General features: G+C 44.6%; 14 protein-coding genes. 5 read left to right on the top strand and 9 right to left on the bottom strand.

What is annotated here, in order from left to right:
- Positions 1-32: 32 nt before the first annotated feature.
- Positions 33-626: a TetR/AcrR family transcriptional regulator gene (locus NST94_RS07745; protein ID WP_076126280.1), complete on the bottom strand. Its 594-nt coding sequence runs from the start codon at positions 624-626 to the stop codon at positions 33-35.
- Positions 627-791: 165 nt separating this feature from the next.
- Between NST94_RS07745 and NST94_RS07740 the strand changes: the two genes are divergently transcribed.
- Positions 792-1,679, top strand: a complete 888-nt coding sequence (locus tag NST94_RS07740) for an ABC transporter ATP-binding protein (protein ID WP_339282134.1) — start codon at positions 792-794, stop codon at positions 1,677-1,679.
- Positions 1,676-2,488 (top strand): ABC transporter permease subunit, encoded by an 813-nt coding sequence (locus tag NST94_RS07735; RefSeq protein WP_076281115.1) that lies wholly within the window; start codon positions 1,676-1,678, stop codon positions 2,486-2,488. Before NST94_RS07740 ends, NST94_RS07735 begins: the two co-directional genes overlap by 4 nt.
- A gap of 334 nt (positions 2,489-2,822) precedes the next feature.
- Here NST94_RS07735 and NST94_RS07730 read toward each other — a convergent pair whose 3' ends face one another.
- From NST94_RS07730 to NST94_RS07715, 4 genes are all read right to left on the bottom strand, one after another.
- Positions 2,823-3,782, bottom strand: a complete 960-nt coding sequence (locus NST94_RS07730) for a family 43 glycosylhydrolase (RefSeq protein ID WP_076184723.1) — start codon at positions 3,780-3,782, stop codon at positions 2,823-2,825.
- A gap of 104 nt (positions 3,783-3,886) precedes the next feature.
- On the bottom strand, positions 3,887-4,783 hold the full coding sequence (locus NST94_RS07725) for a carbohydrate ABC transporter permease (RefSeq protein WP_036675639.1): 897 nt from the start codon (positions 4,781-4,783) through the stop codon (positions 3,887-3,889).
- Between the two features lie 53 nt (positions 4,784-4,836).
- On the bottom strand, positions 4,837-5,715 hold the full coding sequence (locus tag NST94_RS07720; protein WP_076138280.1) for a sugar ABC transporter permease: 879 nt from the start codon (positions 5,713-5,715) through the stop codon (positions 4,837-4,839).
- 79 nt (positions 5,716-5,794) lie between these two features.
- Positions 5,795-7,039: an extracellular solute-binding protein gene (locus tag NST94_RS07715; protein WP_076101554.1), complete on the bottom strand. Its 1,245-nt coding sequence runs from the start codon at positions 7,037-7,039 to the stop codon at positions 5,795-5,797.
- A 276-nt stretch (positions 7,040-7,315) separates the two neighbouring features.
- Between NST94_RS07715 and NST94_RS07710 the strand changes: the two genes are divergently transcribed.
- From NST94_RS07710 to NST94_RS07700, 3 genes are all read left to right on the top strand, one after another.
- Complete coding sequence (locus NST94_RS07710) at positions 7,316-8,221, top strand: ArsR family transcriptional regulator (protein WP_076126270.1); 906 nt, start codon at positions 7,316-7,318, stop codon at positions 8,219-8,221.
- 480 nt (positions 8,222-8,701) lie between these two features.
- Complete coding sequence (locus NST94_RS07705; protein ID WP_339281853.1) at positions 8,702-13,537, top strand: LamG-like jellyroll fold domain-containing protein; 4,836 nt, start codon at positions 8,702-8,704, stop codon at positions 13,535-13,537.
- Positions 13,538-13,728: 191 nt separating this feature from the next.
- Positions 13,729-14,643: an ArsR family transcriptional regulator gene (locus NST94_RS07700; protein ID WP_076100540.1), complete on the top strand. Its 915-nt coding sequence runs from the start codon at positions 13,729-13,731 to the stop codon at positions 14,641-14,643.
- 49 nt (positions 14,644-14,692) lie between these two features.
- Here NST94_RS07700 and NST94_RS07695 read toward each other — a convergent pair whose 3' ends face one another.
- From NST94_RS07695 to NST94_RS07680, 4 genes are all read right to left on the bottom strand, one after another.
- Positions 14,693-14,974 (bottom strand): DUF6171 family protein, encoded by a 282-nt coding sequence (locus NST94_RS07695; RefSeq protein ID WP_076100542.1) that lies wholly within the window; start codon positions 14,972-14,974, stop codon positions 14,693-14,695.
- 12 nt (positions 14,975-14,986) lie between these two features.
- The gene (locus NST94_RS07690) at positions 14,987-16,483 is read right to left on the bottom strand and encodes an alpha-N-arabinofuranosidase (protein WP_076281117.1); all 1,497 of its coding nucleotides are present in this window, start codon (positions 16,481-16,483) and stop codon (positions 14,987-14,989) included.
- Positions 16,484-16,591: 108 nt separating this feature from the next.
- Positions 16,592-17,299 carry a DUF421 domain-containing protein gene (locus tag NST94_RS07685; RefSeq protein ID WP_076184726.1) on the bottom strand — a complete coding sequence of 236 codons (708 nt, stop codon included), beginning with the start codon at positions 17,297-17,299 and terminating at the stop codon, positions 16,592-16,594.
- Positions 17,300-17,461: 162 nt separating this feature from the next.
- Positions 17,462-25,315, bottom strand: coding sequence for a polysaccharide lyase family 8 super-sandwich domain-containing protein (locus NST94_RS07680; RefSeq protein ID WP_339281852.1), 7,854 nt, complete (start codon positions 25,313-25,315; stop codon positions 17,462-17,464).
- Positions 25,316-25,381 lie beyond the last annotated feature (66 nt).

The raw sequence follows: 25,381 nt of genomic DNA, 5'->3' as shown, positions 1-25,381 counted from the left end.
TAAGGGTGATGCTCTCGCAGCTCAAGCTCCCCTTACTCTTTCCCGCAAATGCCATAGAAGAAAATATGGATGGCTTCCTCGATGAAGGCATCCATATCTTCCTGTTTGCTAGCTTCGTCTAGAAGTTCACCCGCATTACGCATATACATCCCCATTAGTGAAAGTATCCCTTTGGTGGATACTTTATTTGAGATTTCTCCCCGCGCTTTCCCATCCTCGACCATCTTCACCAGCACCGGCAAAATGTCATTCGCATATCGTTCCTCAATATAATGGAACATTTCTTGATCCTCAACCATAAGCTCCTTCACAGTTGCGGGAGATAAACCGCTGTAAGTTTCCCTCTCCATGGTTAGAATGTAACCAATAATCTCCTTTAGAGAATGCTCTTGATAAATGTAATCTTCAAATTCCTGAATTTCCTTCTGAACAAAGTCCTTAAAAGACTCACTAAGCAGCGCTTCCTTACTGCCAAAATAATTATAAATCGTCACCTGAGAGACCCCTGCTTCTTTCGCAATATCAGCGATCCGTAGACGTTTCGGTTCCCAGTTCTTGAGCATCTCCATGGTAGTTTTCATAATTTTGAGTTTAATCTGTGCTGCTCTCTTCTCAAATCCATTCATAGCTTCCACCCTAACTTCGTTATTAAGTATGCATATTCAAATTTAATGAAATATTCCATTTCAATTATTTCATAATTATATTGACTTCATTAACCACTAGGAATAATATAACATATGAAATATCTGATTCATAATAGTTCATTATTTTGCGGCGGGGGTGGCAGCATGCTGGTAGTAGAAGGCTTAACTAAACGATTTTCGAATGGCAAAGGAATCGAAGATGTAACATTTACCGTAAATAAAGGCGAGGTTTTTGGATTTCTAGGTCCTAACGGTGCGGGTAAATCGACGACCATACGGCATATCATGGGTTTTATGAAACCAGATCAAGGGCTTGCGAGTATCCATGGGCTTGATGTATGGAAGGCACAAGGGACAGTCCAGAAGCATATCGGCTACTTACCCGGTGAAATCAACTTTTTTGATGGGATGACGGGTCTTTCTTTCCTTAAATTTATCTCAGCCATGCAGGGAATCAAAAATACTACCAAACGCGAGCAGCTGATTGAACGTTTGCAATTTGATGCCACCACTCCGATCCGAAAAATGTCAAAGGGAATGAAGCAAAAGGTCGGAATCGTCGCTGCTTTTATGCACAGTCCTGACGTTATTATTCTGGATGAACCTACCTCGGGTCTCGACCCGCTCATGCAAAAGGTATTTATTGATCTGGTACTGGAGGAAAAATCAGCCGGAACTACCTTTCTCATGTCCTCACACAGCTTTCAAGAAATTGAACGCACCTGTGACCGCGCCGCAATTATCAAAGACGGACGGATTATCACCGTAAAAAATATTCATGAACTGCAATCGATGCAACGGAAGCTGTTTGAGGTCATTTTTGCGAATAGTGAAGATGCAGTGAATTTTGCCGCCTCCGGCCTACAAGTGGAAGCTCACGAGGGAAATAGGGTCCGCATAGCTGTGCAGGGCAATTATGACCGATTCATCCGGGAAACTGGAAAATACAATGTCCGCAGCATCGACGTATTCACGCAGAATCTGGAGGACATCTTCATGGACTATTATGACCGCAAGGGGGCAGTGCAATGAATCTTCCGCTCTATAAGGAAATGATGCGAGTGAACCTGAAAGGAATATTGAATTACGCCTTTGGTTCTGCCTTCTATATTCTGTTTATGATCTGGCTTTATCCTGGGATTGCGGGGAGCACACAAGCAATTGATGACCTTATTAAGGCGATGCCAGAGGGTGTGGGTAAAGCCTTTGGATTAAATAGCGGATTTACCAGTGCTGAAGCTTTTATCTCCGGAGAATATTATGGACTTATACTAGTTCTGATTCTATCCATAGTTTGTGTGCAAATGTCAACGCAGCTTATGGCTCGACTCGTGGATCACGGCTCCATGGCCTATCTGCTCATAGCCCCAACTACACGGAGAAAAGTCGCTACCACGCAGGCACTTGTTCTCACTACAGCATTACTCTTAATTATGGGTGTAACCACCCTCGCCGGATTATTAGGTAAAGCATGGTTCCTTGGCAGTGAATATGACTTTAACAGTGGTCGCTTCGCTCAGCTGAATACCGTGGCGTTTTTATTGTTTTTTGCGGTAGGCGGCCTTACCTTTCTCGTGTCCTCTGTATGTAATGACGAGAAAAAAGCGCTCGGAATTTCCGGCGCCATCGCCTTCGGATTTTTCACTCTGGATCTACTCGGTAAAATAAGCGACAAACTGGAAGGACTGCGTTTCCTAACCTTATTCTCCTTCTATCAACCCGGGGAAATCGTTCAGGGCAACGTGGAGATTATTCAGGTCTCCAGTTGGCTGCTGTTGATCGGAGTGTTCACCTTTTCCTTGGGAGTAGAGCTGTTCAGAAGACGGGATCTTCCATTATAAGAGTACCTCATTTGATCATCTTGCTTTTACGCGTTCCCGAAGCAACTATCGGACAGCGTTGACCTTAAATGCAACTTTATCACAAATTTGTGTACCTAACGGACCCTAAAGTCGTTATTGGCTTGAAGAACAGCAAAAATGAACCTTTTCTAAAGGAATAGCTGCACTGGGGTCCGCAACCTTGCTCAAATGTCCAAAAATTTGCAAATAGCGTCTGCTGAGTCCTTAAGCCTCAGGAGGGTTATAACTATGACTCTTATAAAAAACAACAGAGCAGTGTTTCTCCACCTCTGGGAGAATCATTGCTCTGTTGTTTTATGCGACAAATCCCTTTTTATTTCGTATCCGGTCTAGGTACACCAAAGTTTGGCGTTCCGTCTTCATTCCACTGGATTACTTGCACACGTGCGTGACGATTCGGATCGTAAAGCGGATCACCGACAATTTCCTTATAGCTTCTAGCATGGAAAACAAGGATATCCTGTGTGCCATCCTCAGAGACAGTGAAGCTATTATGTCCCGGACCATATTGGCCGTTTTCCTCAGAAGTCGTAAACACAGGTTCAGGTGTCTTGACCCATGATTTTGGATCCATCAAATCACTATTCTCATCAGCAGTCAACAATCCCATACAATAGTTGTGATCTGTTGCACTAGCTGAGAAAGTCATGAAAATGCGTCCATTACGCTTAAGGATTGCCGCGCCTTCATTCACCAAAAATCCGATTTTTTCCCAATCGTATTCAGGAGTGGTGATGCACACCTGCTCGCCTTTTAGTGTCCAAGGGTTCTCCATTTCGGAAATATAAATATTTGAATTGCCAGGGATAGCAGGATCTTTTTGTGCCCAAACGTAATATCTAACTCCTTTATGCTCAAAAGTTGTTGCATCCAAGGCAAAAGATTCCCATTTTGTTTTTATTTGACCCTTTTCCACCCATTCACCCTCTAAAGGATTTGCGGATGAGTTTTCTAGTGCAAACATGCGATGATCAAATAAACCATCTTTCGTATCAGAGGTATGTGCAGCTGCATAATACACGTACCATTTTCCATCAATATAATGAATCTCTGGCGCCCAGATATTAGCACTCATCAAGCCCGTTTCATGCTTAACCCAAATGGTCTTCCCTTCAGCCTCAGCTAATCCTTGAATGGATTCAGAACGGCGAAGCTCAATTCTATCGAACTCTGGAACTGAAGCTATGAAATAGTAGTACCCGTCAGTATGTTTATAGATCCAAGGATCTGCTCGTTGCTCAACTAGTGGATTTTTCACATTAAATTCTCTCACAATGACAACTCCTATATTTATCTCTTTTTTTATATTTGCAGGTCACCAAAACACACCCTTCCTTATAAGAAGTCAAGGTGTATTTAAGTTTAAGTTCATTCGATCTAACCTTTGATACCCGAATTCAGGTTGATGGATTGAACAAAGTATTTTTGTGCAAAAACGAATAGCAGCAATGTTGGAATAATCGCCATGATTGCCGAGCCCATTAATTGTCCGATCATACGATAGTTTCCGTAGATGTCTTGCAATAAGAGCAATCCAGCGGTAATTGGCATTTTGTCTACATCTGTGTACACAATAACCGGCCAGAGGAAGTCATTCCAAGATCCAGTAAAGGAGAACAATCCGCAAACAATCAATATTGGTTTAACTAACGGCAATATAATTTGCGCGAAAATTCTAAAGTCACTAGCACCATCAACTTTAGCCGATTCATCTAATTCTTTTGGGATACCGTTCATAAACTGTCTGACCAAGAAGATATTACCCATACCCGCAAGACCAGGGATAATCATAGCCCAGGAAGTATTCACCCAACCAAAGGAGTCAATGATTTTATAAGAAGGAATCAAGTTAACAACACCCGGAAAGAAGGAGATCCCCAGCAAAGTGAAGAACAATGTGTCTCTTCCTTTAAACTTAATACGGGTGTAACCAAAACCTGTAATCGAAATAACAATAACAACCAGAATGGTGTGAGATGTGGCAATAAACAATGAGTTACCTAACCAACGTAGAATTGGAGCTGTAGAAGTATTGTTTAGGATCGTAACGTAGTTCTCAAAGACCCACTCTTTAGGAAATAGTCTAAAGCCCGAGGATACTACTTCCGTTTGTGATCTAAATGAGGTGGAAATCCCGAATATAACAGGAATGATCCAAATCACACATAGGATACCTAGAAATATATAGGAAATATATTTTGAAATACTTACACTGGAGGAGCCTTTTATTTTGCCTGTTGTATTTACAACTGGATTTACTGCCTGGTTTGACATTTTAGTACACCTACCTTTTCCATTTCCTTGTTAGTCAATTAGTTTCTGCGAACCTATGAAGCATTTCGGTTCATTACAAAATATTGCAGCGCTGAGATCACCAAAATAACTAATCCCAGTAAAACTGCCATAGCTGATGCCATCCCGGCGATGGACTCACCGTTACCGAAAGCTAATTGACGAATATACATCATTAGAACGTGTGTACTTTGTCGAGGTCCGCCATCGGTCATCATTAACGGTTGGCCGAATACATTAAAGGCACCCGCAGTTGTCATAACAAAGGTATAAATTAATGGAAAACGAATAGATGGCAAGGTAATACTAGTGAATTTTTTAATAGAACCCGCACCATCGAGCTCAGCCGATTCATATAACTCTTGAGAAACGCCACTTAAGGAAGCGCGATAGATAATCATGTTGCCCCCAATACCACCCCATAAAGTAATTACAATGATAATAATCCACGCATAGGGTTGATTTGCAGGCCAAGCAATTTGTGATCCAAATAGATTACCAGTGATCCCAAGTTGCTTATTAAAGATCAACAGCCAAATCAGTGCGGCCGCAGAAATTGAAATCAAGCCAGGAATATAAAGAATAGATTGAATTAAGCTCTTCATTTTAACTTTTTTATGTTCCAACGCCACCGCGACCATTAATGGAATAATAATCAGCAACGGAACAGACATAGCAACGAAAATCAATGTATTTTTTAGGCCTCTGAAAAATTGAGTATGAAAGGTTGAACTGTTGTCAAAAAGAATAGCCTTATAGTTATCAAAGCCTACCCATACCGGATCACTCATTAAATTCCATTTTGTAAATGAAGCATAAATCCCATAAATCGTTGGCAATAAAATGAAGACAGCAAACAAAATGACATGCGGACCTACAAAGAAAGCAGGTGCCCAATTGATTTTCTTTTTCATAGGAATTCATTTCTCCTTTTGCACAAAGTAATGCACCATAACATGGCACATTACTTCGTACAATCTATTCTATTTTGCTTTATTTTGCTGCACTGCTGCTTTCCGCAATTTTATCTTCAACAAATTTTTGCATCGTTGCCAAAGTCTCATCAATATCAACGTTGCCACGCACGATATCCGCACAGTAAGTATCTACAGCTTCCGCAATGTATGGGTAGTATTCATAGGTGTAAATGTATAGGGATTCGATTTCTTTTTCATCAGATGTAAAGAAGGATTGCATAAAGTCTTTGTACTCAGGGCTTTGGTTAACTACGTTACTTGCTACGTTTTGTCCAGCTTTTGCCCATTCCATCGAATTCGTACGAACATATTCCAAGAAGTTAGCAATACCCACTTCTTTTTCGTCTGTTCTCTTATCATTTTTCAACATAGCGAACAAGTGAGAAGAAGATCTGTTGGTGAATTTATCAGGAGTAGGAGAATAAACATTGGTCACGCCAAAGTTCAAGCCTTCAACCCCAGCATGTGCTGTAGAACTCCAAGTTCCGTCTGTCGAGAAAAGTACATTTTGAGATTGGAACATCAAGTAACCGTCTTCACCAAATGGAGTCATCAGGCCAGCATCAGCGATTTTCTTAACATTTTCAAACGCTTGTTTAAATACAGGGGTATTAACAGCCGGTTTTCCATCGACTTGGATATCCCCGCCCAAATCTTGAATTTGAGCCAAGATAACCCAGCCCAGCAAGGCATCATTAACTACGTAATCGCCTTCATCCAATTTACCTTGTAAGGAAAGCATTTCATCAATAGTAACAACGTTATCATCCAAGAAGGATTCAGCGTTATATTTTTTCAGCAAATCTTTATTGTAATACATTACGTTACTATGAATATCAAGAGGAACTGTGTATTGAGTTCCATCGATATTACCAGTGTTCCAAGCTTGTGGTAAGTAATTTTCAGCTTTCAGTTCAGGTTGTGCTGGCAATACGGTATCTTGCATGGATTCCAGTACACCTTGTTTAACAAACCCAGGAACACGGTCAGCGTGGATAATTGCTAAATCAGGAACACCTTTGCTAGATGCCAAAACTGTAGAAATTTTTGTGTACATATCAGCCGTAATAACATGTTTTACTTTGATTTCGGGATTCGTTGCATTGTAGTTTTTAACAATTTGATCCATATAAGCACCGTCATCACCGGTCAGCGGTGTCCAGAACGTAATCGTCTTACTATCATCTTTACCACCGCATCCTGCCAAAACTGTCGATAATGTTAGAACCGTTGCTAATAAAACTCCAAATTTCTTTTTCATTACTCTCTCCCCCTGCAGCTGTAATGTTAAGATAACCATTCATGTTCACTTTCTTTGAAAACGATTAACTTGAGATTAGTATACATTCATTGTGAAAGCGTAGTCAATAACATTTAAATAAACTTAACAGAATTTTTTTTCGTTTAATTAACCTTTTGATTCATCTCTCGGAGATGAAAGCGATATTATATTTACTTCGGTTACCTTTCATGTTACTTTATATATAGATTAATAAACTTTACAGTATATGAAATAACTTTGAAAGAAGTGGGTAAAATGCAGTTGGAAATCGACAAATCCTCTCTTGTTGTTTACGAAGCTTTAGCGAGTGAAGTACGCATCAAAATTATTCAGTTGCTCTCCAAAAATAAGATGAACATCAAAGATTTGGCAGAAGAACTTAAAATAAGCAGTCCTATCGTTACCAAACACATTAAAAAACTAGAAGATGCAGGGCTCATAAAAACTGAAAAGGTGCCTGGTAAATCAGGAATGCAAAAAATCTCAATCCTTAGGGTGGATCATATTGAGATTAACTTCCCGAAAAAAATCTTTCACTCCTTTGCCTCCTACGAGACATCAGTGCCGATTGGTCATTATACCGATTATGATCTGAAACCTACTTGCGGACTTGCTACGGATAAGGAGTTTATCGGCAGAGTAGACGAACCTAAGTATTTCATGGATTCTAAAAGAGTGGACGCAGAGATTCTCTGGTTCACGCAAGGTTATGTGCAATATAATATTGCTAATTTCCTAAAAAAAGAGGAAACCTTACAGCAATTTGAAATTAGCTTAGAGCTTTCTTCCGAATTCCCCTTTGCTAATGACGTATGGCCTTCAGACATCACCTTTTCTTTGAATGGCTTGGAATTAGGGACTTGGACGAGCCCCGGAGACTTCGCTGATGCTAGAGGTAAATTCACACCGGAATGGTGGCCACACAATATCAATCAATACGGATTGCTAAAAACGATTAGAATTACAAACCACAATGGAACTTACATTGACGGTGACCCGCTGTCTCAGGTTTCAATTGAGGATTTAGATACCAATTGTGATCGTTGGACCTTTCGGATCGAAGTGAAGGAAGATGCAAAACACGTAGGAGGAGCAACGATTTTCGGAAAAAAATTCGGAAACCATGATCAAGATATCATTTTCAAGTTGTACTATCTGTAAATTTTTCATTTATGATCTAAGCAAAACTGGTTTTTTTGCGGGGGTGAACAACTAATTAGCTATTCTTCTTTAGCTCCCCCCCACCTGTTATGCCCTATCCCCTCTCTTTATCTTGCTGATATATCCCGCCTAGTCATCCATTCACTGTATTTCACTCTTATCCACTTCAGCAGTAATCACCAGTAGTTAAATCATTTGCCTCTATTTTGAATTTATAATTTATAAAAATATAAAAAGATTCATAAATCATTAAATTTCTATTTGACTATTTGCTGATATCATGCTTAAAATGAGAGCATTATAAAACGTTTTCCGTGTTATGGTTTAGTAATACATAAATTAAAACCATTTTCATATTCGAAAGCGTTTTTTTAGTAGCTATTTATGTAAGCGTTTTACATTTTTTTCAGTAAAGAAGGGAGGAATTGGAAAAATACGCGTGTACAAGCTCTACATCACTAGAATCGGAGGAACATACATTTGAGAAAAACTACTGGTAAACTAACCGCTTCCCTGCTTGCCCTCACTCTATTAGTGCCTGCTCCATTAATTTCTGCTGCTTCTGCAAGCGATTCCAAAGCAGTCGCATTATCCACTCAGCAACAAACTGCCGATTATTCCGGCCACTGGGCACAAAAAGATTTTCAAACCTGGGTAGATAAGGGCTTGATTCTCGGTTACGGAAACGGAATATATAAGCCAAATCAAGAAATCAACCGTGCAGAGTGGGTTACTCTGGTTAATCGGGTCTTTAATTTGCAGGAAAAAGCCGATATAGGCTTCACGGATGTTTCCACGACAGGTGCTTACTACAGCGATATCCAAAAAGCAACCGCTGCAGGATATGTAACAGGATACAGCGATGGCACCTTCCGACCCGCACAGCAAGTAAGCCGGCAAGAAGCTGCAGTAATGTTATACAGACTGTTCCAACTCAACTCATCTGTTGGCACTTCTGCACCAAAGGATGCTGCTGATTTGCCAGAATGGAGCCAAGAAGCAGTATTGTCTTTACTTGGTGAAGGTTATCTGCAAGGTTACACTGACGGCAGCTTTAAAGGAACTCAGGCTGTAACAAGAGCGGAAGCACTGCGCATGATTGAGAAGCTTGGCGGAGAAATCACGCCTAAGAGCGGAAGCTATTCGGGGATTAACACTCGGAATATGGTTATCAGCAGCCCAGGCGTAGAGTTGAAAAACTCCACAATCTCAGGGAATCTCTACCTTACCGAAGGTATTGCTGAGGGCGATGTCACACTGAATAATGTCACTGTTAAGGGAAAAGTATTCGTTTCTGGTGGCGGTGAGAACAGTGTCGTACTAAGCGACTCCAATGCTGCTGAAATGGTAGTAGATAAGCATAACGGCAAGCTGCGAGTCGTTACTAGAGGCACAAGTGCCGTACCAAACGTACGCGTACATTCCAGTGCAATACTAGAGGAAGATGCACTAACGGGGGCAGGTTTCAGCCGGGTTATTGTTGAGAATACGCTGCCTAAGGATTCCATCCTCAAGCTGAAAGGAAGCTTTGATTCCGTTGAGCTTCAAGCGTTGGGAGAGCCTACACTACATCTGACAGCAGGCAGTATTGCTGAAGTTACACTGAATCAAAAAGCCAAGCTGCGTGTAGAGGCAGGTACAGAAATCAAGAATCTAATCCTTGGTTTCAACGATATCCTAACCATCCAAGGCACGGGTAAGGTTATCTTTGATAGCAAGTACAGTCAGTTAATCCATTTTGAAACACCAACTCCAACGGCTACGGCAACCACTGGCACCGGTGGATCTAACGGCGGTTCTGTTGCTACATCGGCTCCGGAAGTTATAGCTACTCCGGCCCCAACGGCTACACCAGATCCAACGGCTACACCAAATCCGACGGCTACACCAGATCCGACGGCTACACCAAATCCGACGGCTACACCAAATCCGACGGCTACACCAAATCCGACGGCTACACCTAGTCCGGGAGCAACTGCACCAGCACTCACCAATGTCTCGGTACATGATCCATCGGTGGTAGTGGATAATGGAACTTATTATGTATTTGGCTCCCATATCGATGCGGCCAAATCAGATGATCTGATGAACTGGACACAGTTCACTAATGGTTATACAACACCGGGCAACGTGATTTTTGGTGATCTGTCCAAGAATCTGGCAGAATCCTTTAAATGGGCTGGCGAGAACGATTCGGACAGTAAAGGCGGATTCTCCATCTGGGCACCGGACGTATTCTGGAATAACGATTATAAGAACGCTGATGGAACAACTGGCGCTTATATGATGTATTACAGCGCTTCTTCTACTTATATCCGTTCGGCGATTGGCTACGCCACTTCGCAAAATATCGAAGGGCCTTATACTTATGGAAATACCGTAATTTATTCCGGTTTCACCAAGGAAGAGGCTTATGACAGTGACAGTAAAGTAAATAAGAAATGGGACAATACAAATATCAAGGACCTTATCGACAATGGAACGTTGGAAGGTGTCAATCCAGATTGGTTTAATGCAGGTGGTTTGTATCAAAACAAAACCTATACAAATGCAATTGACCCAACTATTTTCTACGACAAAGACAACAAGCTTTGGATGACTTATGGTTCATGGTCAGGTGGTATATTCATTCTGGAGATTGATCCAGCTACCGGAGAACCTAAATATCCAGGCAAAGATGGAAAGACCGCTGATGGACGTATTATCGACCGCTATTTCGGAACCCATATTTCTGGCGGAATGACCAAATCGGGTGAAGGTCCGTATATCGTTTACGACAAGGAGACTGGTTACTACTTCTTGTATGTAACTTACGGTGGACTTGACTCCAAAGGCGGTTACAGCATGCGGCAGTTCCGTTCAACAAATCCGGACGGCCCTTATACGGATGCAGCAGGACAGAATGCTGTTCTAACTACCGATGGTGACAACACACCATATGGTAATAAGCTATTAGGAAACTTCATGTTTACAAATCAAAATGCAGACCCGAATTTCCAAACGTATGGTTATGTGTCCTCAGGACATAACTCGGTACAATATGATGATGAAACGGGTAAAATATTTAACTTCTTCCACACTCGTTTCCCACTCCGTGGTGAAACCCATGAACTTCGTGTGCATCAAATGTTCACTAACGAAGATGGCTGGCCAGTAACTGCCGTACATCGTTACACGGGTGAAACCATTGGGGCTGTAGCACGGGATAATGTTGTCGGCTCTTATCAGTTCGTTAACCACGGCAAGGATGTTTCAGGCATTATCAAACCTACAGTAGATATCGAGCTAAAAAGTGACGGAACGATCGTTGGATCGTTAACCGGAACTTGGGAATTGAAGGATGAGTACTTCGCTCATTTGCTCATTAACGAAACGGAAAATGGAAGCACCGTACAACATCTCTACAAAGGTGTATTTGTGAAGCAATGGGATTCCTCACGCCAACAGCATGTTATGACGTTCACCGCAATGTCAGATCAAGGGATCACTATCTGGGGCAGCCAGATGGAATCGATGAGCGTTGAGCAGATTTTGAACAATATTGCTGCAGGCTTGAGTATTGGTGACACAAGAAAAATATACGATGACATCATCCTTCCTACGGAAGGCTTGCGCGGAGCAGAAATTTCATGGTCCTCTTCCAATGAGGCTGTAATTGCTAACAATGGTAAGGTTACTCGTCCTGAACTTGGACTTGGAAACGCTACAGTTGAACTGACTGCTACAATTAAGCTAGGCGAAGTCGCAGTAACTAAGACCTTCACCGCCGTTGTTATGGAAAAAAAGAGCACGCAACTGGAAGACGGCTTAGTAGCTGCCTTTGACTTTGATGGCGACCTTGCAGAAAATGGGGATCGCACAGCTGACGGCATAGTCACCGGAAATCTGATCAACAACACTGAGGATGGAGACATCACTTTTGAGGCTGGTAAAGACGGTCAGGCAGCCAAGTTTGATGGTAAATCCGGTGTTCGTCTACCTGACGGATTAATTCAAAGTAGCGCATATTCGGTAGGGATGTGGCTGAACCCATCCGAATTAAAAGCTTTTACTCCTGTATTCTTCGGTGCTAAAACCGAAACGAACTGGTTCAGTCTCCTGCCATATGGAAACGGTGGAGCAACCACCAGACTCTGGTTCGGTAGCGATACTTGGCTAGATGCTGATACAGGCTTACAAATTCCAGTTAACCAGTGGACGCATATTGCCTTCACTTACAATGCTGGAACAGTCAATATGTACGTAAATGGTATATTGAAATCTTCCGGAAAAGGATTCACAGATATTTTTGATACAGAAAACGGTGTATTTGCTCTTGGTGTGAACTACTGGGATGCACCATACAAAGGTTTGGTTGATAAATTCCGCGTGTATGATAGAGCATTGTCTGCGGAAGCTGTTGGCTGGCTTGTAAACGGTGAGCCTGATACGAACATTAAAGTAAGTAATATTTCATTCAGTGAAGCTGTTAAATCAGTAGCTGTAGGAAATACTTTCACCCCTCAAGTAAGTGTGCTTCCAACCAATGCCGGAAACAAGGCGCTAACTTGGAGCTCTAGCGATTCCAGCGTAGTGGCTGTTGACGCAGCGAGCGGAATAGTAACAGCACTAACTGTCGGTGGCCAAGCTGTAATTACTGCAACAGCGACTGATGGAAGCGAAGTTTCAGCCAGCTACACAGTAAATGTAACTGATGGAAAAGTAGCTCATTATGCTTTTGATGGCGACCTGGATGACTCCTTCCAATTGAACGGAAAAGGCGAAGTTACAGGAGCAAAAGTAGATAGCCCAACAGTAGGCAATATCACATACGGTAACGGTGTCCTCGGTCAAGCTGCAATATTCAACGGTACCTCCGGTATCCGTTTGCCTGATGGATTAATTGACAGCAATACCTACACCGTATCTATGTGGCTAAATCCTGAACAACTTACAGATGCAACAACTACTTTCTTCGGCGCTGCCACTAAAAATAGCTGGATTAGCTTCGTTCCTCAGAACGGTGGCGGTAAAACGTTGTTATGGTCCGGAGAAGCTTGGTATGATGCTATTTCTGCCATGAAGATTCCAGTAAATACATGGACACATGTTGCGTTTACGGTCAGCAATGGTACCGTAAAAGTTTACCTCAACGGAGTAGAGCAGTTCTCTGGTGAGGGCTTCCCGAATGTCTTTAAGAACAAAAACGGCGTTTTCGCTCTAGGCGTCAACTATTGGGATGCACCATTTAAGGGTATGATTGATGAACTGAAGATTTACAGCAGAGCGCTCAAGTCAGATGAAGTACAGGCAGAGTATAGCTCGAACGTAGATTAAGCAAGATTTGATTTGAAAAGAGAGCGGAGCCACAGGCTCCGTTCTTTTTTAAAGTCCCATATTGTAAAAAAAGTATTTAACTAATATAATCATTAACTATACATCCGAAATAAACGTCGATTTTTATATTGTTATTAATAAATTTCTTAATCATCGGCGATTAGCCCATAAATTTTAATTGGAGGCCATTTATGAAACTTGACCTGTCGGAAGAATCCCTTCCCGTCTATGAAGCTTTAGCCAGCTCAGTACGCCTGCACATGTTGCGTTTGCTTGCCGAAAATCCTATGAATGTTAAGGAATTGGCCGCAGCAGTAAATTTGAGCAGCGCCATTATGACTATGCATGTGCGTAAGCTGGAAGCTGCCGGACTGATCCAGACGCATATGGCACCTGGTCGAAGTGGTCTGCAAAAGATCTGTACTCTAGCTGCTGAAGGAGCAGAAATCACCTTCCCAGGCAGACAGATCAATGAGCGCAAAAGTTATCGCAAGGAAATTCCGGTTGGACATTACTCCGACTTCCTGATCGAGCCAACCTGTGGTCTTGCAACTACTGAGAAAGTGATCGGCAGTTTTGATGATCCCCGCTATTTCTGGGATCTTGAGCGTATGAATGCGGGGATTCTTTGGTTCGGCAAAGGATTTATCGAATATAAAATCCCTAATTTCCTCCTCTCCAGCCAGCATCCTGAGGAACTGATTATAACCATGGAAATTGCTTCCGAAGCACCTTCCATTAATAATAATTGGCCTTCGGATATCACATTCACTCTGAACGGAGTGAAGCTTGGATTCTGGACAAGTCCCGGTGACTACGGGGATAGCCGTGGTAAATATACACCGGCCTGGTGGCCAGCACTCACGAACCAATACGGCTTGCTCAAGCAGCTGCGCATTACAGCAAAAGGTACATTTATGGATGGTTTGAAGCTCTCAGAAGTTACCCTTGATCAAGTGAATATCCGTGACAAACAGTGGTCTTTCAAGCTTTCCGTAGATGAAGATGCCGAGCATATTGGCGGGATTACTCTTTTTGGCAAAGGTTTTGGAAATTATAATGAAGATCTAATCGTTGAGTTGTTCTATACGGATAACCAAGAATAAAGCCGCATTCACCTCCCATTGGAGAGTCGAATGCGGCTCTTATTTTAGCTTAATTCTTTTCGATAAAGGGACCCCACAAGCCACCCCCCGGCAATGGACAACTACGTTCCTTAAGCTTGGCTACTACGGGGATGATGCAGCCGCAAGCGACGCAAGTTACCCCTTCGTGCAGCTTAGGGCAAGTCCCACAAAGGGCAACCCGTTCAGCGTAAACTTCATCCGGAACACAAAACTCTGGCTTAAACATGGAAGAAGACAAGATACGATTAATCTGCGTTGGCGTAACTTTATAATCCTCTCTGCATCCCTTGCATGTTGATGTTGTTGACATGGTAACACCACCTTAAGCCTTCGGCGTAATCTCCAGCACAGTTACTGACATTGGAGGCAGTTCAACATTAAGAAGATCGCCCTCCAGAGTGAAGGCAGTGAAGGCTTGCGGCACTACCGCCTCCGGTTGGCTGAAGGTATTGTGAGCATCAATTTTATCACCGGCAAGTGTTGTGCCTGTCACTTCAACCTTCTTCCCGGAAAGACCACGAAGCTCAAGTGGAACAGCAGCAGAAGCAGCATGGTTCAAGTTGCAAAGACTGACATGGATGATTCCAGAAGCAGTTACGGAAGCCGAAGCAGATACTTCAGGAATCTCACGGCCTTCAAAGCTGTAAGTGCCACTTTCCAGTGCTAAATCCAGCAACTCCGCATCCTGATGGACTTTAAACATATTGAATACATGATACGTTGGGGTCAGCACCATCTTTTCCCCTTCGGTCAATATAACTGCCTGAAGTACGTTAATCGTCTGCGCAATATTTGCCATCCGTACCCGGTCACTATGTTTATGGAAAATATTCAAGGTCACGCCTGCTACAAGAGCATCCCGAATTGAATTTTGTTGATACAGGAATCCTGGATTCGTCCCCGGCTCTACATCATACCAAGTTCCCCACTCATCTACGATAAGACCTACTCTTTTATCCGGATCATATTTATCCATAATAACGCCATGTCTGGTGATCAGCTCATCCATGCGAAGGGCTTTCTCTAATGTACTAAACCATTCACTCGTTTCAAAGCCTGTAGCTGCACCTTTATTCTCCCATGCTGGACCAGGAATTGTATAATAATGCAGGGTAATCGAGTCCATAAAGCGTGTTGCCTCACGCATCAGAACCTCCATCCAGTGATAATCATCCACGTTAGGACCACAAGCAATCCGGTGAATACGATTGTCCCCGTAATTTCGTACATACGTCTGATATTGGCGATAAAGATCTGCATAATATTCTGGACGCATATTCCCGCCGCAGCCCCAGTTCTCATTCCCCACGCCAAAATAAGTCACAGCCCAAGGCTCTTGATGACCATTCTGCTGGCGAAGCTCGGACATTGGAGATACGCCTCCAAAGGTTAAATACTCCACCCATTCGGACATCTCTTGAACGGTACCACTGCCCACATTACCGTTAATGTAAGGCTCACATTCCAGCATCTCACATAATTCCATGAATTCATGCGTACCAAAATGGTTGTTCTCAACCGTTCCGCCCCAGTGAGTGTTAATCATACGTACACGACCTTCACGGGCTCCGATACCATCTTTCCAGTGATATTCATCCGCGAAACAGCCGCCTGGCCAGCGTAGTACAGGAATTTTAATTTCCTTAAGCGCTTTCACGACATCATTACGAATACCGTTGGTGTTAGGAATAGTTGAATCTTCTCCAACCCAAATCCCTTCATAAATGCAACGGCCAAGATGCTCAGAAAAATGTCCGTAAATATTTCTGTTAATCGTCCCTTTGCGAATGTCAGTATTAAGGATCGCACGTTCTGCCATGGTTAAATACCGCCTCTCAACGTTTATATTTTTATTAACTAATTAATAATTATATAAACATTATAAGACGCTGTTTAGGTATCCGTCAATCTCCAATATGAACAAAAGCTATTCTTTATCAATAGGTTTCTTTATCCCGTCTTCATAATAGTCAAAAATGAGCTGCTGCTGCGTTCCTCTTACCCCGTAAAACACATCAGAAATTTGTTTTCCCTTACGTCTTAACTCGTTCTCCAGCCACTCTTGGGTCAGGCCATTATCCTTAAGATTATCTGCAAGCACTATTCCATCCATAATCAATTCAACGGGAAAGCTCTGAGGAACGGACAACAGCTTTAGATCTTTTCGGGTAACATATTGGTACTCTTGTTTCTTTAATACAGACACCATTCCGTTATCTTCCAGCACAGCGTATTCTACTACCTCTAGATTAAAAATTTCCTTTTCTCTCAAGGCCTGATCCAAAGAATCCAACGAATACCTTACCTTTTTCATATTTTGCTCAAGAATTTTCCCATCCTCAATAAGTACAGTGGGTGAACCTGAAATCCAGCTTCTCATTTTACGACTTTTTAAAGCGATGATAGATAGTAAAAAAGATGTAACGGTAACGACTATAAGCGCCAGGATCATGTAGGAAGAATGCAGCTGTTTATTAAACGCCAAGTTCGCGGCTATTGAGCCCAATATAATACCCGTCACGAAATCGTGGAAGGTCAAGTTAGATAACGTTTGTTTTCCCAATATTTTGGCGATCAGCAAAAGCATGATCATAGCAACAAAGGCCCTAAGCACAATGTCCATATACACCTGCATCTCTAATGCTCCCTTCCTATTCAATCCTCCATTATTCACAAACCGAGTAGAAATGAAACCTCAACGAAAGCTCTGCCCATCCAAACCTGCCGATTTCTCTAAACGCCAAAAGGGCTCTGGAATGGTTCTACTGAACCTACCCAAAGCCCTGGCTTCAAATTCTTACTTTTCAGTCTTAATTGCTAAAAGATTGTATAGAACCATTGCGCTCTCAGCTCGAGTTGCTGAGCCTCCCGGAGCGAATTGCTGGTCACTTCGACCCTGGATAAGTCCAAGGGCTTGGGCAGCAATGATCGATTCACGGGCCCATGAGGCAGCCGCACGCAAGTCACCGAATTGGATTACAGGCTTCGGTTCCACCTTTTTCCCGCTGACATATTCGTAGGCTCGCATCACCATGACCGCCATCTCTTGGCGGGAAATAGGGGCTTCTGGAGCGAAGCGAGTCTCACTCACCCCATGGACTATCCCCGCCTCTACTGCCTGCGCCACTTCCTCCGCATACCACTCATCCGCAGATACATCCGCAAATGCTGTAGATGATTTCCCTTCAAGTCCTAGCAAGCGGATCAGCATAGCTGTAAATTCTGCACGGGTCACAGAGCGGTTCGGCTCGAAATTCCGAAGTCCGACTCCTTGAATCAGATGTTTGGCCGTTAGCTCTTGTACAACCGCCGCCGCCCAATGTCCAGAAGGAACATCGTCATACGATTTGTTGTATTCCAGCACGGCATATGTGCCTAAGTGTTCGGTGCGCAGAGCCACCTTGCCCTTCAGCCAGGAACCGCCCGCATACTCTATATTTCCGGAATCCGGAAAATAATAGCCGCCGAGCAAATTCCTTTTGGCCTCAGGGTAGGCGTTAAGCTCTAATGTAACGGGCTCAACAAATTTGGAAAGTATGCTTCTTGTACCGTCACCAGCAACAATATACAGGGTAAAGAGAAGGAACTCTCCTGCCTGGTTTAGCACTGCACCAGATTTCTTCTCTGCGCTAGCTAGTATTCTCTGCGCCGCTTCCCCATTCACCTCAGAAGCCTCCAGAAAGATCTGGCTGCCGGCCAATTGCTCCGCAGGAATCAAACCCCGCAATTGTTGAAGCACCGCTGCCGGAAGGGTCAGATTAAAGTTAGAAGCCTCTACCCGAAGCGGCTTCTGTTTGAGCATGTCTGTTGCCATCCCCGGCAATACTAGCATTCTCAATTTACCCTCGTAGACAATGGCTTCCGAAAGATCGTTCAACGAAGCTGCGTTTAGTTGCAGCCGCCCCGCCGTTACCTCCGGTACGGAAGGCACTTGTGGTTGCGGACTCGGAACAGTTGAAGTAGTCTCTTCCGCTTGTAGAATCTGAAGCCTCAGACTGCTCTGCCGTCCTCCGTAACTTGCAGTAATCACAGTCATGCCCGGATCAAGTGCTTGCAGCTGCCCCGTTGCCGTTACTGTGGCTACCTTCCTGTTACTGCTCTCGTAGATCACACCCTCGGTTACCGTAAGGAGGCTATCATCACTATATACCGCCGTTGTGACCACCTTACCGCTCTGCCCTATTTCCAAGGATGTCGGACCGCTTAACGAAATAGAGACGAGCTCCGGCAGTTGTCCATACACCTTTAATAAATAGGAAGCGGTCATGTTGTCATATACGGATGAAATAACCGAAACGCCCGGTCCTTTAGCTTCAATATGGCCATCTTTGCCTATACTTGCGACGTTAGGATCGCTGCTCTCATAGACTATACCTTCGGTTACTATATAACGGCTGCCATCGCTGTACACTACCGAAGTAACCGCCGTTCCGGTCTCCCCGACAGCCAGGCTTTCCGGGCCGCTAATTGCCGTTGAGACTCTTTCTGTAGGCTCCATGACTGTCACCTGAAGCTGTCGGAAAGGCTCTACATTTCCAGCCTTATCCACCGAACGATAATCGATCCCGAAGGTTCCGGGGTTCTCGATATATACGCTCTGAGTAACCGTACTCCATGAACCACCATTGAGCCGGTATTCTGTCCGCTTGACTCCCCAGCCGACAGCTCCCCCATTGGATTGGTCGGTGACATCAAAAGTGATATTGACTTTGCCCTTATATGCGCCCCCTTCTCCTGTTTCTCCAAGTATGATAGCCTTCGTGACTGGAGGTGTTGTATCTTTCGGCAAAATTTCCAGATACGCGGCATATTTGCCATTCTCATTCTTACGGCTTCTTATGTCTGTGGCGAGATTATAGCCTACCTGCCTAAGAGCCAGACTTATCACCGGATCGGAAGGGAACTCCGTGCCAACCCATGAGGTAATATCGAACTGCCGCCACTGCTCCGGTCCGGAAAAAGTCTGCAGCGCAGCTTGAGTACCGATTTTTGGAGCATTATTGTAATTTAGCGTTGCCTCCGTCCAATCATCATCTTGGACTCCAAATACACCGATATCGGACAAAGTGCCTGCCCCGTCATTTGTCTTTCCGAACACATTCAGCTTCACAGAACCAACTTCACCGAGAAATGGACTCAGATCGAATTTTAGATAAACCCTTCTGTCTGTGTCCCCGCTGCCATTTCTGATCTGCAAGTAATTGACCGAACTATAATTGACTGCAGCTTTCGATCCTCCATTGACATACGCATCTTCAGAAACATACAGCTTCGTTATTGCCGCTTCGTCTGGTTCCGAATCGGAAGGCTCAGAAGGCTCGGCATTCGGATCAATTCTGAACTTGACAACATGGCTTTTTCCTTTGGACCCGCTGGTATGAATTGCGAGTTCAATCCTCGGTGAGGTCTGCAGTACCGTTACGGTTGGATCTTTCATCAGCTCTTCCAGCGCGGTTCTGCCGACATCCACATTCACCACAGATTGAGACTGTGTCGGATCCGAAATGGCTATCGTCAGTTCATCTCCAGACTCCTTGATAATAATGGAGGCTGGATGATTGGCGCGCACGGATTCGATCATTCCCGGTACCCAGAAGTTCATAGCCGTAAGTCCCAGCTTCTGTTCCTTGACGGCTTGCACACTATCCGTGTTGGCTATAATTTCGATGTCAGGACTACTGCTGTAGCGCGCTGTCGCCGTTTCATCCTGATTCGGCAGAAGCACATACGAATACGATTGATTCACCGGATTCGTTCCTTGAGCAATCGACAGGCTGGCATAATTTCTCGTAATCGGCTCCGTTGATCCCCCTTGATTAATATCCTTCCATGCGCCAGTCCGAGACTCACGCAGACCGTCTATCGTTGGGGCATCAGGGAAATAATAACCGATTCCCGAGCCGGGAACATTGCCTTCCAGATGTGCCCAATGCACCTGATTCATTGACTCAGACCAACCCAGCGCGGATGGCTTGGCCTCTCCGTTGACCGTAAGTACATTGTCTCCGCTCGCCTTGAGCTTACGGTTATCTACGATGGTCTCCACCTTGCGGTTATCCGTGCTTGTAATGCCTGCCCCAAGTGCTACGATTTCATCATCGAACATGAACCAGGACTTTTTACCGGACAATGTGCTGTTATCCGGATCCAGATCCATGCCGGCCGCTCCATAAAGGCCGTCTATGGATGATCCTCCCACCCATGTTTTAGATGTAGTCTTGGCTGCACCGCGACTTGCCCCATCCGATGTAACCCCAGGCAGACGATAAGCGTTCACGGTCGGCCAGAATGCATCTGCATATTGATCCAGATCCTGATTATACAGATAGGTCATGCCTTCGCCTGTATACCAGCCCTTCAGATTCTCTGTGCCCGCTTCATAGTTGGCAATTCGGGCCGAAGACATGCTGATCCCAAAGGCATATCCAGGCCGATGGTGGACAATCCGGTCCATAGCCGAAAACTGCTTATGCACAGTAAGGTCTCCTGATGGCTGCACCTCTGGATCGTCCATAAGCGTCTGGAGCAGAACAATATCGGCTACTCTTAGACCGTCGTAATAACTTTCTACTACCGTATCGGCTTCGAACCAATACTTCACCATCGATTTAAATCGGGCCGCTTGCTCCGGTGGCGCGGAAGAAGCCAGCCGCAAAATATGCGACCAAGGCACGAGCTGCCGGTTTCCCCGGGCTATCGATCTACCGAACACCATATCCATCATTAATTTTCTGTAGACGAGAGGTTCATAAGAATCCGTTACCCAGTTGTATACATTCTTCATATTGGTATCAGTCAGCGGCCAAGAGGACCCTGTCAGCAAAGTCATCATTTTCATCATATCGCCAAGCAATACAGCCCCATAACTGCCGGTATAAGCAATATTATTATGCTGGATAAAGGAGCCGTCCTCATAAAATCCGTCTCCGCGGGTCACATAGGGTAATACTTGGCTAACCGCATCCCTCCCTTGTTTGATCTTCGCACTGTCACGATTATGAATGCCCCTCAAGACCACTGCCAGTGCTTTATCCAGCCGATTCGCGCCGGTCTCCATCAACGAGGGTTGATTGGTCCGTTTGGTTGGGTCCGGGCAGAATTTATCAATGGCTTTGGTATATTTGGTAATCTGATCGGCTGACAAATACTCGAACATTAAGGCCATCGTATCTCCCAAAGCAAGCGGAATGCCGATCTCCCATTCGAACCAATTGCCTTTCTCCAGTTTAGTTTCGTTATACCAATTCGCGTATAAGAAATCTAAACCATCCAGAATATCTGATTTCAACTGCATATTCTCGTACAATGGTGAGCCGGATGTCGAAAAGGCAATAGCCATATCCTTCAACCGGTTATAAGAGGCTGCCGTATCAAAAGCATCCGCTGTGCTGCCCGGCTTATCGCTCCATAAATAAGTACGGTTCATTTGCTTGTTCATCGTATCCCAGAATCCAGTTCGCTCCTGATTACTGATCTTATCGGATAAAGTCTTTATAGACTTGGCAATGTCCGGGTTATTCGGGTCGAAGGATTGCCCTCCGGTCAAATACTCCACCCATCTTCCACGAAGCTCGTCATATTCGTCTTTTGGAGTCTCTCCTTCAGTAATATTAAATTTCAATACATGCGTTGCCCCTATAGAATTCTTCACATCCACCGTTATAACTGTATTTCCCGAAGCTTGCACTACATCCGTCTTGCTATCTTTGCTGAGCAGTGTCAACCCCGGTATAACCAGTTCCAGGGACAATAGGTTTTGCGACTGAGTAGGATCAGACACCGAAACGACAAGCTCCTGATCGATCTGCCGAATCATCACGGAAGCTGGATTGAGTGCCTTGATGGAATCTACTGTTCCTGGATTCCAGAAATTAGCGGCGGTTATGCCCAGCTTCTTCTCTCTGACCGCATGCACATCCTCTGTATTGCGCAGCACTTCGATATCCGGGTTGCCACTGTAATCCTCAGTACCTGAAATGTCACGATTAGGCAACAGAACATAGGAGTATGAGCCATTCGTAGGCGTATCTCCATGCTCAACTGCCAGGCTTAAATAGTTGCGTGTAATGGGAACATCGGATTGAGTGGCATTAATCTCTTTCCAACTGCCGGTTCTGGCTTCACGTTGCGCCAGTATACTTGGAGCTTCAGGGAAATAGTAGCCCACGTCGGCACCTGGCACATTACCCTCCAGATGGGCCCATTGAACGTTCTTTAACGTCGCTGACCATCCGGACTGTGACGGTTCTACAGCTCCGTTGATTAGAAGTTTGTTGTTTCCCACTTCGTTAAGCATCCGGTTATCGATAATCGTCTCAACAGACTGCGGGCCGGCAGTTGATTTAGAAATTCCCGAACCAAGCGCCACAATCTCATCATCGAACATAAACCAGGATTTCTTGCCTTGCAAATCGCTACCGGTCACTTGGGAGAGTGAGAAATCCATACCTGCTGCACCGTATAGGCCTTCCAGCGACGATCCACCCACCCAGGTTTTCGGATTCATGTAACTTTTCCATTCCACAGGCACCATCCCCTGCCCCGATCCATCCGTTGTCGTGCCAGACAAGCGGTAGGAATTGACGGTAGGCCAGAAGTCATTCCGGTATTGGGTCAGATCCTGATTGTATAAATAGGTCATCCCAATCCCCGTATACCATCCTTTCAGGTTCTCGTTGTTCCCTTTCTCAAACGCCGAGATGCGATTCGAGAACAGACTCAAGCCGAAGCCGTAACCTTCGCGTAGATGAACCACCCGGTCCATGCCGGCGAATACCTGATTCTTAATGAGAGCTCCTCTTGGATTGATCTTTCCGTCATTCATCAGCTTTTTCACAATCGTTATATCGGCAAGCGACAACCCTTCATAATAATTGCCGGATGTCATATTCGCTGAAATCCATTCCTTCGCCGCTTGCTTTATGGATACTGCAATATTCTCCGGAGCAGTTTCAGCCATCCGCAGCAAGGTGACAATTAACCCTCTTGCGCTGCCGCTTCCTTTTCTAGATATACCTCTGCCATTTACCGAATCCATAAATTGACCGTTGTAGATCACAGGCTCGTAAGTCTGAGCCACCCATTCGTAAATGTTCAGAACATTCGGGTCCGTTATTGGCCATGGAGAATCGGTCAGCAGATAAGACATATCCGCCGTCCCTTTGAGCCAGACCGAACCATATCCTCCCGTATAGGCAATATTATTATGCTGAACGAGGGAACCATCCTTATACACACCGTCACCATGGGTCGTGTACACATACTCGGAGCCAATGGAATCACGGCCCTGAATGATCTTTGCACTGTTGTTGCCAATCACACCTCTTACCGTGACCACAAGCGCTTTATCTAGTAGATTTGCTCCCGTCATCTTCGTACCCTTAACGCCAAGCACCGACCCTACTTTGGGGTCTGGACAGAAGGCATCAATAGCCGCAAGATACTGATTGATTTGCTGCGGTGTTAGATGGTCATACATGAGCACCATAAGATCATTCACAATCTGCGGCGTGCCAATCTCCCAGTCCCACCAGTTCCCATAAGCGCTTTTGCTCGGATTATAGCGGTTTGTATACATCCAATTGATTGCGCTTACAATATCATTCGCCAAAACGCTGTTGCCGTAAAGCTCCGATCCCTCCACAGAATAGGCCAATGCCATAGTCTTCAAGCGATTGTAAGCGCTTGTAATAAACTGCGAATCTGTAGTGCTCGCGGTATCACTCCACAAGGAGGTGCGGCCGGAGGATTTATCCATACTCTCCCAAAGTACAGCAGCCGATGCAGCCTGAGCGCTAATACTAGCAGCTATATCAGGATCACTCCCATCGTATTGACCACCACTTAATCGGTCGTACCATTTCAGCCTCAGTTTATTGTAGGCCTGTATCGTGTCGGGAGCTTCGACAGTAACCAGACATTCGGCTGCAAGGCTACCATCCGGTGTGGCGATCTTGATGGTCGAAGAGCCGATCCCCGTACCCATTACATTACCAAGTGCGTCCACAGTCGCAGCTTCTGGATTGCTCGAAGTCCACACTACCGTTTTATCCACCGCCGTTATAGGGGATAAAGTCGGCAGAAGTGCAACCGTGTCCCCTTTGACCATAGAAAAGGCCGTACGGTCTAGCGCAATTCCTGTAAGACCCGCATATTCCTCCAATGCGATATCATCTATCCATAGCTTTCCTTTTCCGGTCTCCAAAAAAGGCTCGATGACTAGCTTCGTCGCGTTAGCCGGCATAGTTAGAAGTACTTGCTGCATACTCCAGTCCTGTGTGCCTGTTATTTTGGGAGAGGAAGGTCCATCTCCCACTTTGGCAGTATTGTAATACTGTGTTCTAAAGTAGGCTCCCTGTCCAGTGACGTTGTCCGTCTTTAGCCAGACTTTAAGTCTGTAGGATTTACCGGGGATAACCGAAGTTACCCCCTGATTGATGGAAATCCTGCTTGTGGCAAAGGCATCGAACAGCATGGACCGGGTTCCTTCATGCGCAGTGCCAGCGTCTATCTTGATATTCGCTGTTTTATTCGTGCCTTTCCCGCTACCTGTAGGGACCCATAAGCTCCAGCCCACCGGAGCAGCGTCTGTAACCCCTGTCCAGGTTGAGTCAAGGGCTGTCGTTGTATTCTCAAAGCTTCCGTTAAGCATAAGATTTGATGCAGCCGCAGATGCCCTGCTATACGAGGGATAAAGAACTCCCCCACAGGAAGAAAA

It is taken from the genome of Paenibacillus sp. FSL H8-0282 (assembly GCF_037963825.1).
Lineage (GTDB): Bacteria > Bacillota > Bacilli > Paenibacillales > Paenibacillaceae > Paenibacillus_AQ > Paenibacillus_AQ odorifer.
This window is presented reverse-complemented; position numbering and strand designations above follow the sequence as displayed.